Annotated in this window: 7 protein-coding genes; all 7 read left to right on the plus strand. The window is 72.7% G+C overall.

The features are described 5' to 3' along the window. The first annotated feature begins 4 nt into the window (after positions 1-4). The 7 genes from mreD to EV562_RS06760 all read left to right on the plus strand — a co-directional run bounded on the left by mreD (position 5) and on the right by EV562_RS06760 (position 12,623). Positions 5-676, plus strand: a complete 672-nt coding sequence (mreD, locus tag EV562_RS06730) for a rod shape-determining protein MreD (protein WP_133885727.1) — start codon at positions 5-7, stop codon at positions 674-676. Between the two features lie 104 nt (positions 677-780). Continuing rightward, positions 781-3,081 (plus strand): penicillin-binding protein 2, encoded by a 2,301-nt coding sequence (mrdA, locus tag EV562_RS06735; protein ID WP_133885728.1) that lies wholly within the window; start codon positions 781-783, stop codon positions 3,079-3,081. After that, the gene (rodA, locus tag EV562_RS06740) at positions 3,078-4,274 is read left to right on the plus strand and encodes a rod shape-determining protein RodA (protein WP_133885729.1); all 1,197 of its coding nucleotides are present in this window, start codon (positions 3,078-3,080) and stop codon (positions 4,272-4,274) included. The genes mrdA and rodA overlap by 4 nt, the downstream gene beginning before the upstream one ends. 100 nt (positions 4,275-4,374) lie before the next feature. After that, the gene (locus tag EV562_RS06745; protein ID WP_166661622.1) at positions 4,375-6,318 is read left to right on the plus strand and encodes a TIGR03960 family B12-binding radical SAM protein; all 1,944 of its coding nucleotides are present in this window, start codon (positions 4,375-4,377) and stop codon (positions 6,316-6,318) included. A gap of 55 nt (positions 6,319-6,373) precedes the next feature. Beyond that, on the plus strand, positions 6,374-7,582 hold the full coding sequence (locus EV562_RS06750; protein ID WP_208298301.1) for a hypothetical protein: 1,209 nt from the start codon (positions 6,374-6,376) through the stop codon (positions 7,580-7,582). A 48-nt stretch (positions 7,583-7,630) separates the two neighbouring features. Beyond that, on the plus strand, positions 7,631-8,407 hold the full coding sequence (locus EV562_RS06755; RefSeq protein ID WP_133885732.1) for a TIGR03936 family radical SAM-associated protein: 777 nt from the start codon (positions 7,631-7,633) through the stop codon (positions 8,405-8,407). A gap of 271 nt (positions 8,408-8,678) precedes the next feature. Continuing rightward, entirely contained in the window at positions 8,679-12,623 is a 3,945-nt protein-coding gene (locus EV562_RS06760) for an Rne/Rng family ribonuclease (RefSeq protein ID WP_133885733.1), read from the plus strand. The last annotated feature ends 42 nt before the right edge of the window (positions 12,624-12,665 follow it).

A 12,665-nucleotide genomic window follows, 5' to 3' on the forward strand; every position in this document is an offset into this window, starting at 1 on the left:
CCCCATGCGCGTCAACCGGATCCTGCTGTCCGTCGCCCTGGTCGTCGTCGCCCTGGTGATCCAGGTGAGCGTCCTCGCCCGCCTCCACCTGCCCGGCGCCGTCCCCGACCTGCTGCTGCTCACCGTCCTCGGCCTCGCCCTGGTCTACGGCCACGTCGGCGGCGCCCTCGTCGGCTTCGGCGCCGGACTCCTCGCCGACCTCGCCCCGCCCGCCGACCACGCCGCCGGCCGCTACGCCCTGGTGCTCTGCGTCATCGGCTACCTGGCCGGCCTCGCCAAGCCGGACAACGGACGGCTCCGCTCGGCCACCGGCCCCATGGTCGTCGTGGTCGCCGCCGCCGTCGGCACCACCCTGCTCTACGCAGGCGTCGGCGCCCTCGTCGGCGACACCGCCGCCCGCCACGTCGGCCTGCCCAGCCTGCTGTTCACCGCCGCCCTGTACGACCTGCTGCTCGCGCCCTTCGTCGTCCCCGGCATCATGGCGCTCGCCCGCCGCGCCGACAACGACCCGCTGGCCGACACCAACGCCGCCGCCCAGAGCCCGGACATCTCCTCCGGCTGGCTCTCCGGAGGCACCGGCCTGCGCATCGGCAGACAGCGCAACGCCCTGCGGGTGAAGACGGCACGGGCCCGCGTGGCCAAGGCCGGCCGCATCAAGGGGGTCAAGCGGCTGTGACGGCACGCCGGCACCCTCGTACACACGTCGTCAGGGGGAGGCAGCAGCAGTGACCACTGCCCACCCGTCGCCCACCACCACCCTCGACCGGACGGGCCGCGCCCATGACTAACATCCCGGAGACCGGCCGCAGCACCCGCGTCCAGACCCGGCTCGTCGTCGTCCAGATCCTCGTCCTCTCCCTCCTCGCCACCCTCGGCGGACGCCTCTGGTACCTCCAGATCCGCCAGGGCGACGAGTACGCCGAGGAGGCCTCCGGCAACCACGTCCAGCAGGTCGTCCAGCCCGCCACCCGCGGCTCGATCCTGGACGCCCGCGGCGTCGCCCTCGCCGACAACGAGACCCGGCTCGTCGTCTCCGCCTCCCGCACCGACCTGCTGAAGATGAAGGACGACGGCAAGGGCGTCCTCACCAAGCTCGCCGGCGTCCTCGGCATGCCGCCCCAGGAAGTCATCGACAAGGTCCGGCTCTGCGACGCCAAGACCCCCCAGCCCTGCTGGAACGGCTCGCCCTACCAGCCGATCCCCGTCACCGACGAGGCCACCGTCAAGCAGGCCCTGCAGATCCGCGAGCGCGCCGAGGACTTCCCCGGCATCACCGCCGAACCCATGGCCGTACGCCGCTACGCCGCCCCCGGCAAGTCCAACACCGCCCAGGTCCTCGGCTACCTCTCACCGGTCACCGACGAGGAACTGCAGAAGGCCCAGGACACCGACTCGCCCTACCTGCGCTCCGACCAGGTCGGCCGCTCCGGCCTGGAGCGCCAGTACGACAAGGCGCTGCGCGGCAAGGCCGGCGTCACCCGCTACGAGGTCGACAACCTCGGCCGCGTCATCGGCGAGGCCGAGTCCGACGCGGGCACCCCCGGCTCCAACCTCGTCACCAGCATCGACGCCCGCGTCCAGCGGGTCGCCGAGTACGAGCTGAACGAGGCGATGAAGGCCGCCCGCAAGGAGATGGACCGCAACACCAACCGGACCTACGAGGCCGACTCCGGCGCGGTCGTGGTGATGGAGGCCAAGACCGGCCGGGTCGTCGCCATGGCCTCCAACCCCGACTACGACCCCAACGCCTGGGTCGGCGGCATCTCCGCCAAGGACTACAAGAAGCTCACCGGCAAGGAGTCCAACTACCCGCTGCTCAACCGCGCCATCCAGGGCCAGGCGGCCCCCGGCTCCATCTTCAAGGTCGTCTCCTCGGCCGCCGCGGTCGAGGCCGGTTACGACTTCGACGGCAACTACGACTGCTCCAGCGCCTACGACGTCGGCGGCCAGGTCTTCAAGAACTTCGAGTCGGCCAACGAAGGCATGATCACCATCGGCCGTGCCCTGGAACTCTCCTGCGACACCGTCTTCTACCGCCTGTCCCACCAGGAGTGGAAGAAGGACGGCGGGATGAACCCCAAGCACCCCAACGACTACTTCTACAAGGCCGCCCACCAGTTCGGCCTGGGCGCCGAGACCGGCGTCGACCTCCCCAACGAGGTCACCGGCCGCGTCCCCGACCGCCAGTGGAAGCAGGACTACTGGAAGGCCAACAAGGACGCCTGGTGCAAGACCGGCAAGAAGGACGGCTCCTACGTCGAGAAGATCGCGTACGAGAACTGCCTCGAAGGCAACAAGATGCGCGCCGGTGACTCCATCAACTACTCCATCGGCCAGGGCGACACCCTCGTCACCCCCATCCAGATGGCCACCATCTACGCGGCCATCTCCAACGGCGGCACCCTCTACGACCCGAGCATCGGCAAGGCCGTCGTCAGCCCCGACGGCAAGTCCGTCCGCCAGATCAAGCCCACGGCCCACGGCAAGCTGCCCATAAGCAAGACCACGCTCGCCAAGATGGACGAGGCCCTCGCCGGCGTCGCCAGCCGAGGCACCGCCGCCTGGCGCTTCGCCCAGGTCGGCTGGCCCCAGGACAAGATCCCGATGCACGCCAAGACCGGTACCGCCGAGGTCTACGGCAAGCAGACCACGTCCTGGTTCGCGACGTACACCAAGGACTACTCGATCGTCATGACGATCTCCCAGGGCGGCACCGGCTCCGGCGCCTCGGGACCCGCCGTCCGCAACATCTACGACGCGCTGTACGGCGTCTCCGACGACGGCGACATCGACCCGAAGAGGGCCCTGCTGCCCAAGCCCCAGGCGAGCCTGCCGAAGATCAAGACGGACGGCACCATCCTCTCCCCGAAGATGCCCAAGGACGTCGTCAAGGAACTCCAGCCCGACGAGAAGGCCTCCCCGGACGAGGAGTACGCCCCCGTCGAGGAAGGGGACCAGCCGGCGACCACCCCCAACCAGAACGGGGACAACCGCGACACCCGCCGCCACCGGCGACGCGGCGGCGCGGGACGCGGCACCCGGCGCGGCGGCAACGGCAGAAGCCGGAGGGCACGCGCATGACCGGCAACAGCTTCCAGGTCTCCGGATACGGTCCCGAGAAGGCCGGCTGGACCCGTCTCTTCGCCCGGGACTCCATCGCCCGGCGGCTCGACTGGCCCATACTGCTGGCCGCCGTCGCGCTCTCCCTGATGGGCTCGCTGCTCGTCTACTCCGCGACCCGCAACCGCACCGAACTCAACCAGGGCGACCAGTACTACTTCCTCACCCGGCACCTGCTGAACACCGGGATCGGGCTCGCCCTGATGGTCGGCGTCGTCTGGCTCGGCCACCGCGCCCTGCGCACCGCCGTCCCCGTCCTCTACGGCGCGTCCGTCTTCCTGATCCTGCTGGTGCTCACCCCGCTCGGCTCGACCATCAACGGCGCCCACTCCTGGATCAAACTCCCCGGCGGCTTCTCCCTGCAGCCCTCGGAGTTCGTGAAGATCACGATCATCCTGGGCATGGCCATGCTGCTGGCCGCGCGCGTCGACGCCGGCGACCGGCCGCACCCCGACCACCGCACCGTGCTCCAGGCCCTGGGCCTGGCCACCGTGCCGATGCTCATCGTGATGCTCATGCCGGACCTCGGGTCGGTCATGGTCATGGTCATCATCGTGCTCGGCATCCTGCTCGCCTCCGGCGCCAGCAACCGCTGGATCTTCGGACTGCTCGGCGCCGGCACCGCCGGGGCGCTCGCCGTGTGGCAGCTCGGCATCCTGGACGACTACCAGATCGCCCGCTTCGCCGCCTTCGCCAACCCCGCCCTCGACCCCGCGGGCGTCGGCTACAACACCAACCAGGCCCGCATCGCCATCGGCTCCGGCGGACTCACCGGCTCAGGTCTCTTCCACGGTTCCCAGACCACCGGCCGCTTCGTCCCCGAACAGCAGACCGACTTCGTCTTCACCGTCGCGGGCGAGGAACTGGGCTTCCTCGGCGCGGGCCTCATCATCGCCCTGCTCGGCGTGATCCTCTGGCGCGCCTGCCGCATCGCCCGCAGCACCCCCGACCTGTACGGCACGGTCGTCGCCGCCGGGATCGTCGCCTGGTTCGCCTTCCAGGCCTTCGAGAACGTCGGCATGACCCTCGGCATCATGCCGGTCACCGGCCTGCCCCTGCCCTTCGTCTCCTACGGCGGCTCCTCCATGTTCGCCGTGTGGATGGCCGTGGGCCTGCTCCAGTCGATCACCGTGCAGAGACCGATGTCGGCGTGACCCCGCACCGGGGGACGAGCGGGTCAAGCGGGTGAGGGGGACCGGTCCGGCCGGGTTAGGCTGGATGGTCCCCCCTGTCAGCACACAAAGGTCCCGTGAGATGCCTGCCGAAGCCGCCCCGGCCGCCGAGTCCGTGTTTCCGCAGCTCGAAGCCCTGCTCCCGCATGTGCAGAAGCCGATCCAGTACGTCGGCGGAGAGCTCAACTCCACGGTCAAGGAGTGGGAGTCCTGCGACGTCCGCTGGGCCCTGATGTACCCCGACGCCTACGAGGTCGGCCTGCCCAACCAGGGCGTCATGATCCTCTACGAGGTACTCAACGAGCAGCAGGGCGTCCTCGCCGAGCGCACCTACAGCGTGTGGCCGGACCTGGAGGAGCTGATGCGGGAGCACTCCGTCCCGCAGTTCACCGTCGACAGCCACCGGCCGGTCGGCGCCTTCGACGTGTTCGGCCTCTCCTTCTCCACGGAGCTGGGCTACACCAACATGCTCACCGCCCTCGACCTGGCGGGCATCCCGCTGGAGGCGAAGGACCGCGGCATCGACGACCCGGTCGTGCTGGCCGGCGGCCACGCCGCCTTCAACCCCGAGCCGATCGCCGACTTCATCGACTGCGCGGTCATCGGCGACGGCGAGCAGGCCGTCCTGGAAATCACCGCGATCATCCGCGCCTGGAAGGCCGAGGGCCGCCCCGGAGGCCGCGAGGAACTCCTCCTGCGCCTGTCCAGGACCGGCGGCGTCTACGTCCCCGCCTTCTACGACGTCGAGTACCTCCCCGACGGCCGCATCGCCCGCGTCGTCCCCAACCGCTCCGGCGTCCCGTGGCGGGTCAGCAAGCACACCGTCATGGACCTCGACGAGTGGCCCTACCCCAAGCAGCCCCTCGTCCCGCTCGCCGAGACCGTCCACGAGCGCATGTCGGTGGAGATCTTCCGCGGCTGCACCCGAGGCTGCCGCTTCTGCCAGGCCGGCATGATCACCCGCCCGGTGCGCGAGCGCTCCATCACCGGCATCGGCGAGATGGTCGACAAGGGCCTGAAGGCCACCGGCTTCGAAGAGGTCGGCCTCCTCTCCCTCTCCTCCGCCGACCACACCGAGATCGCCGACGTCGCCAAGGGCCTCGCCGACCGGTACGAGGAGGACAAGATCGGCCTGTCCCTCCCCTCCACCCGTGTCGACGCCTTCAACATCGACCTCGCCAACGAGCTGACCCGCAACGGCCGCCGCTCCGGCCTCACCTTCGCCCCCGAGGGCGGCTCCGAGCGCATCCGCAAGGTCATCAACAAGATGGTCTCCGAGGACGACCTCATCCGGACCGTCGCGACGGCCTACGGCAACGGCTGGCGCCAGGTGAAGCTGTACTTCATGTGCGGCCTGCCCACCGAGACCGACGACGACGTCCTGCAGATCGCCGACATGGCCACCCGGGTCATCGCCAAGGGCCGCGAGGTCTCCGGCTCGGGCGACATCCGCTGCACGGTCTCCATCGGCGGCTTCGTCCCCAAGCCCCACACCCCCTTCCAGTGGGCCCCGCAGCTCTCCGCCGAGGAGACCGACGCCCGCCTGCAGAAGCTGCGCGACAAGATCCGCGGCGACAAGAAGTACGGCCGCTCCATCGGCTTCCGCTACCACGACGGCAAGCCCGGCATCGTCGAGGGACTCCTCTCCCGCGGCGACCGCCGCCTCGGCGCCGTCATCCGCGCCGTCTACGAGGACGGCGGCCGCTTCGACGGCTGGCGCGAGCACTTCTCCTACGACCGCTGGATGGCCTGCGCCGACAAGGCCCTGGAGCCGGCCGGCGTCGACGTCGACTGGTACACCACCCGCGAGCGCGGCTACGAGGAGGTCCTCCCCTGGGACCACCTGGACTCCGGCCTCGACAAGGAGTGGCTCTGGGAGGACTGGCAGGACGCCCTCGACGAGACCGAGGTCGACGACTGCCGCTGGACCCCGTGCTTCGACTGCGGCGTCTGCCCGGCGATGGACACCGAGATCCAGGTCGGCCCGACCGGCAAGAAGCTGCTGCCGCTGACCGTGGTCAAGTAGCGGTCACGTGTGACGCCGCGGGATCCGAATCGGGTTCCGCGGCGTCTTCGTGTACATGGTGGAACTGGAGAAGGCGCCCGGCGCGGAAGCGCGGAGGGAGCCCGGGGGGCGGTCGGACGCCGAGGGGTGTCTGGCCGTGGCGGTCCGGATTCCGGTGCGGATCGTCGTACTGGTCCTGGTCGTGCCGGTGCGTCTGGTGTGGGACGCGCTGGTCGTCGCCGGGCGGTTCCTGCGGGACGCGGTGCTGCGCCCTGCGGGGCGGGCGCTGGCGTGGCTGGCGCGGGCCGTGTTCGTGTGGCCGCTGGTCGGGCTGTGGCGGTACGTCGTCGTGCCGCTCGCCAAGGGCGCGGCCTGGCTGGGGAACGTGCTCCTCGTCGTACCGGTGGTGTGGTTGTACCGGTGGGTGCTGACGCCGGTGGGGCGCGCGCTCGCGTGGTTCTGCGGGTGGGTGGGCGCGGTGCTCGCGGCGACGGGGCGGGGGTTGTACGCCGGGGTGGTGTGGCTGGGGCGGTACCTGGTGGTGGTGCCGGTGGTGTGGTTGTACCGGTGGGTGCTGACGCCGGTGGGGCGCGCGCTCGCGTGGTTCTGCGGGTGGGTGGGCGCGGTGCTCGCGGCGACCGGGCGGGGGTTGTACGCCGGGGTGGTGTGGCTGGGGCGGTACCTGGTGGTGGTGCCGGCGGTGTGGTTGTACCGGTGGGTGCTGACGCCGGTCGGGCACGTGCTCGCGTGGTGCGGCAGGCAGGTGGTCCGGGGTGCGGGGCTGGTCGTCACCGGGGTCGGGTTCGTTCTGTACTGGACCGTGCGGGTGCTGGTGGTGCTGCCGGTCCTCGCCGTGTGGCGGTGGGTGCTCGCGCCGGCCGGCCGCGCGCTGGCGGTCGTCGGGCGGGAGGTCGCGGACGCCCTCGGGCACGCCTGGCGGATCGCCGGGTACGTCTCGCGGGCCGTCGGGCGGTTCCTCGGCACCCTCCTGCGGTGGACGGTGCTGGAACCGGTGCGGTGGGTGTACCGGAGTGTGCTGACCCCGGTGGGACACGCCGTGCGGGACGCCGTGCTCCGGCCGCTCGCCGAGGCGGCGCGCAGTGCGGGGCGGGCGGCCCGGCAGGCGCTGGCCTCGGCCCGGCTGTCCGTGCGGCAGGCCCGCGCCGACGTGCGCCGGATGCTCTTCGGAGAGCCGGTGCGGCGGCAGCCGGTGGACCGGCGGGAACCATCCGGCGCCGAGACACGTACTCTTGGTAGCAGTACGACCGCTCTCACGAAGGACTGAACGACACTGGGCAAGCGACAGCCCGTAGGCCCGCCGCCCGTTCCCGCGGTGCAGCGCATCCGACTGCGTTACACCAAGCGCGGCCGCCTCCGGTTCACCAGCCACCGTGACTTCCAGCGCGCCTTCGAGCGTGCGCTGCGCCGCGCCGAGGTGCCGATGGCGTACTCGGCGGGGTTCACCCCGCACCCGAAGGTGTCGTACGCCAATGCCGCACCCACCGGCACGGGCAGTGAGGCGGAGTACCTGGAGATCGCCCTCACCGAGGCGCGTGACCCGGAGCGGCTGCGGTCGCTCCTCGACGAGTCGCTGCCCGCCGGGCTCGACGTCGTCGAGGCGGTCGAGGCCCGGACCTCCGGGCTCGCCGACCGGCTGACGGCCTCCGTGTGGGAGCTGCGGCTGGACGGTGTGGAGCCCGCCGAGGCGCAGAGGGCCGTCGCGGCCTTCAACGAGGCCCCGGCGGTGGAGGTCCAGCGCCGTACGAAGAACGGTGTCCGCACCTTCGACACCCGTTCCGCCGTCGCGCACCTGGAGAGCGTCACCACGCACGGTTCACCGGCTGATAGGCCGAGCGACCGGCCTTGTGCGATACTGCGGCTGGTTGTTCGGCACGTGACGCCTGCCGTACGACCCGACGACGTCCTGTCCGGTCTTCGCGCCGTGGCCGACCTGGCGCCGCCGGTCCCCGCAGCGGTGACCAGGCTGGCGCAGGGGCTGTTCGATGAAGAGACCGGTGCGGTGACCGACCCGCTCGCGCCCGACCGCGAGGCAGAAGCGCCCGAGCCGCAACCGGCCGCCGCTTCCGCCGCCGCGAAGGCGCCGGCGTAAGGAAGGTTCCGCCAGGGACGAAGTCGTAGCGCCGCCCTCGAACTCGGGAGCCACCTGGGTCGGGCAGCGCACCGACCACAAGACTTTCGCCAGGCCGTGCCCGACAAGGGGTACGGAACCGGCGAGACAAGACACGGAGAGCTTCCGAGCGGCGCCCGCGCCCCGGACGGCGGCAACCGCGCACCGCGCGAGCCGCGGACGTCACCGGCGGTCGACATGTCGATGCCGGACCGGGCGCGGCGCCCGGGAGCCTGACGGGAGAAACCCCCGCATGCTCGAACCGACCGAACCGACCGAGTCCGCCGCCACGTCCACGGACTCCGAGTCGAACACCCCCAGCGACACCCTGCCGCCGCGCCGTCGGCGCAGGGCCGCGTCCCGCCCGGCGGGTCCGCCGTCCGGTGCCTCCGAGGCGCCGGCGGAGACCGTCGCGCCGGCCGAGGCGGCCCCCGCCGAGGTGGCCGAGGCCCCCGAGCCGGCCGCGGAGTCCGCGGCTCCCGCCCGGCCGCGTCGCCGTGCGGTACGCCGTGCCTCCGCTCCCGCCGGTGCGCCCGAGGCGGCGGAGGCGGCCGAGACCGTCGTGTCCGCGGCCCCGGCCGCCGAGACGCAGGCCCCGGCCGAGGAGCCGGAGGAGACGGCAGCAGCCGTCGAGACCGCCGCTCCCAAGGGCCGTACCCGCCGTCGCGCCACCCGCAGTGTGACCTCGGCCGCCGAACCGGCCGCCGAGCCGGCCGCCGCCGCTCCGGAGTCCGCCGAGGCGCCCGCGCCCGCCGCGGAAGAGGCCGAGGCGGAGAGCGCCGCTCCCAAGGGACGTACCCGCCGTCGCGCCACGCGCCGGGTGTCCGCCCCGGCCGACGCACCCGCAGAGGCCGCCGCCGAAGCGGGCGAGCCCGAGGCCGCCGCGGCGCCCGAGCCCGCGAAGGCCACGCAGGCGCCGAAGGCCGAGAAGGCCGTCGAGACCGCCGCACCGGCCGAGGCCGAGTCCGGTGAGGACGCCGCTCCGCGCCGGGCGCGCCGTCGGTCCACCCGTAAGGCCGCCTCCGGGTTCGCCGCCCCGGCGCAGACCGCCGCGTCCGGCGAGGGCGAGGCGCCCAAGCGCCCGTCGCGCCCCGCGGTCGCCGTGTTCCAGGCGCCGGTGTTCGCCGAGCCCCAGTTCCAGACGCCCGAGCGGGCCGCGGCCGAGGCCGCCGCGGAGGCGGCCGGTGCCGAGCCGGCGAAGCCGGTCGAGGAGAGCGCGGAGGTCCAGGAGGAGCAGCCCGCCGCCTCGCGCCGCCGCCGCAAGCGCCGGGGTGCCGCCGCCGAGGAGGCCGCCGAGGAGCGGGCCACGGCCGCCGTCACCCAGGAGCAGCCGGAGCCGGAGCCCGAGACCGGGGCCGACGCGGACGCCGAGGCGGAGTCCGACGAGTCGGGCGAGGACCACGACGACGCCGAGGGCTACGAGGAGTCCGGTTCGCGCCGGCGCCGTCGCCGGGGCGGCCGTCGCCGTCGCCGGGGTGACGCGGCCGACGGCGACCTGGCCGACGACGAGAGCGAGCACGGCGCAGACCGGGCCGACGAGGACGCCGACGACACCGCCGAGCAGGCGGACGAGGACGCCGAGGAGGGCGAGGAGGCCTCCGGCGACAGCGGTGGCTCCAGCAGCAGCCGTCGCCGTCGTCGCCGCCGTCGCCGGGCCGGGGACGGTTCCGGCGACGGAGATTCCTCCGCCGACGACCCCGAGCGCACCGTCGTCAAGGTCCGCGAGCCCCGCCCGAAGCCCGAGCCGTCCGACGAGGTGCAGTCCATCAAGGGCTCCACCCGCCTGGAGGCCAAGAAGCAGCGCCGCCGCGAGGGACGCGAGCAGGGCCGCCGCCGGGTGCCGATCATCACCGAGGCCGAGTTCCTGGCCCGCCGCGAGGCCGTCGAGCGCGTCATGGTCGTCCGCCAGCACGGCGAGCGCACCCAGATCGGCGTCCTGGAGGACGGGGTGCTCGTCGAGCACTACGTCAACAAGGAGCAGGCCACCTCGTACGTCGGCAACGTGTACCTCGGCAAGGTGCAGAACGTGCTGCCGTCGATGGAGGCCGCCTTCATCGACATCGGCAAGGGCCGCAACGCCGTCCTGTACGCCGGTGAGGTCAACTTCGAGGCGCTGGGCATGGCGAACGGCCCGCGCCGCATCGAGTCCGCCCTCAAGTCCGGCCAGTCGGTGCTCGTGCAGGTCACCAAGGACCCGATCGGTCACAAGGGCGCCCGCCTGACCAGCCAGGTCTCGCTGCCCGGCCGCTACCTGGTCTACGTGCCCGAGGGCTCGATGACCGGCATCAGCCGCAAGCTGCCCGACACCGAGCGCTCCCGCCTGAAGACGATCCTGAAGCGGATCGTCCCCGAGGACGCGGGCGTCATCGTGCGCACCGCCGCCGAGGGCGCCAGCGAGGAGGAGCTGCGCCGCGACGTCGAGCGGCTCCACGCGCAGTGGGAGGACATCCAGAAGAAGGCCAAGGGCGGCAGCGGCAACGCGCCCACGCTGCTGTACGGCGAGCCGGACATGACCGTCCGCGTCGTGCGCGACATCTTCAACGAGGACTTCTCCAAGGTCGTCGTCAGCGGTGACGACGCCTGGCAGACCATCCACGGCTACGTGTCCCACGTGGCGCCCGACCTCGCCGAGCGGCTGTCCAAGTGGACCAGCGAGGTCGACGTCTTCGCCACGTACCGGATCGACGAGCAGCTCGCCAAGGCGCTGGACCGCAAGGTCTGGCTGCCCAGCGGCGGTTCGCTGGTGATCGACCGGACCGAGGCGATGGTCGTCATCGACGTCAACACCGGCAAGTTCACCGGTCAGGGCGGCAACCTCGAGGAGACGGTCACCAGGAACAACCTGGAGGCGGCCGAGGAGATCGTGCGCCAGCTCAGGCTGCGCGACCTCGGCGGCATCATCGTCATCGACTTCATCGACATGGTGCTGGAGTCCAACCGGGACCTGGTGCTGCGGCGCCTGCTGGAGTCCCTGGGCCGGGACCGGACCAAGCACCAGGTCGCCGAGGTGACCTCGCTCGGGCTGGTCCAGATGACCCGCAAGCGGGTCGGCCAGGGCCTGCTGGAGTCGTTCTCGGAGACCTGCGTCCACTGCAACGGCCGCGGTGTCATCGTCCACCTCGACCAGCCGGCGTCGGCCGGCGGCGGTGGCGGTGGCAAGCGCCGCAAGCGGGCGCGGGCCGGGGCCGACCAGCCGCACGAGCACGAGGCCGTCGCCGGGTTCGAGACCGGTCCGACGGCGGAGCAGGAGGCGGACACCGAGTCCGAGTCCGAGGTCGCCGCCGAGGTGGCCGAGCCGGTCGCCCTTCCGGCGCCGGACTTCAGCGCCGACGAGGAGCTGTACAGCAGCGCCGCGGAGGCCGAGGCCGCCGCCACGCGTGGTCGTGGCCGGCGTCGCGCGAGCCGTCGGGCCTCCGCTCCGGCGGGTGCGCCCAAGGCCGCCAAGGGCGAGAAGGCCGGGGCGGCGCAGGCCGAGGCCGCGCCCGCCGAGGCGCCCACGGCGCAGGACGTCACGGTGCGGGAAGAGGTCGAGCGTCCCGTGCGGCGCGAGTCCGCCGCCGAGGTGCTGGCCGAGCCCGCCGCCGTCGAGGACGCGGTCTCCGGTGCCCAGGCCCCGGCCGAGTCCCCGGCGCCCGCGTCGGAGGAGGCCGCGCCCAAGGGCCGTACCCGCCGTCGGGCCACCCGGAAGGTGTCCGCGCCGGCCGGTTCGCCCGAGGGTGCCGAGGCCGCCGTGCTGACGGTCCCGGAGACCCCGGCGGCCGAGCAGCCCGAGCCCGAGAAGGCGCCCGAGGTCCCGGCCGCCGCCGAGCCCGCCGAGAGCGCGGCCCCGGCCCGTCCGCGGCGCCGGGCGGTGCGCAAGCCCACCACGTCCACCGCGTCCGAGGAGGCGGCCGTCACGGTCGTCCCGTCGGCCGCGACGGAGGAGGAGGCACCGCAGGCGCAGTCCGAGGCCGAGGAGGCCGCCCCCGCCAAGAAGGCGGCGGCCCGCAAGACGGCCAAGAAGGCGACGGCGAAGAAGGCCGCCACCAAGAAGACCGCGGCCAAGAAGACGACGACCGCGAAGAAGGCCACGGCCAAGAAGGCGGCCAAGACGACGACCGCCAAGAAGGCCACGGCCAAGAAGACGGCGTCGAAGAAGACCGCGGCGGCCGACCAGCAGGCGCCGTCGACGGTCACGGCCGCCACCGACGAGGGCTGATCCGGCACCTGTCGACAGCGTGTGGCCCCGTCCGACCGGATT

It is taken from the genome of Streptomyces sp. BK208, from assembly GCF_004364245.1.
Lineage (GTDB): Bacteria > Actinomycetota > Actinomycetes > Streptomycetales > Streptomycetaceae > Streptomyces.

What these genes read in the sequence shown, in the direction of transcription:
- mreD (WP_133885727.1), top strand. Translation starts at nt 5, where the DNA reads ATGCGCGTCAACCGGATCCTGCTGTCCGTCGCCCTGGTCGTCGTCGCC.
- mrdA (WP_133885728.1), top strand. Translation starts at nt 781, where the DNA reads ATGACTAACATCCCGGAGACCGGCCGCAGCACCCGCGTCCAGACCCGG.
- rodA (WP_133885729.1), top strand. Translation starts at nt 3,078, where the DNA reads ATGACCGGCAACAGCTTCCAGGTCTCCGGATACGGTCCCGAGAAGGCC.
- EV562_RS06745 (WP_166661622.1), top strand. Translation starts at nt 4,375, where the DNA reads ATGCCTGCCGAAGCCGCCCCGGCCGCCGAGTCCGTGTTTCCGCAGCTC.
- EV562_RS06750 (WP_208298301.1), top strand. Translation starts at nt 6,374, where the DNA reads ATGGTGGAACTGGAGAAGGCGCCCGGCGCGGAAGCGCGGAGGGAGCCC.
- EV562_RS06760 (WP_133885733.1), top strand. Translation starts at nt 8,679, where the DNA reads ATGCTCGAACCGACCGAACCGACCGAGTCCGCCGCCACGTCCACGGAC.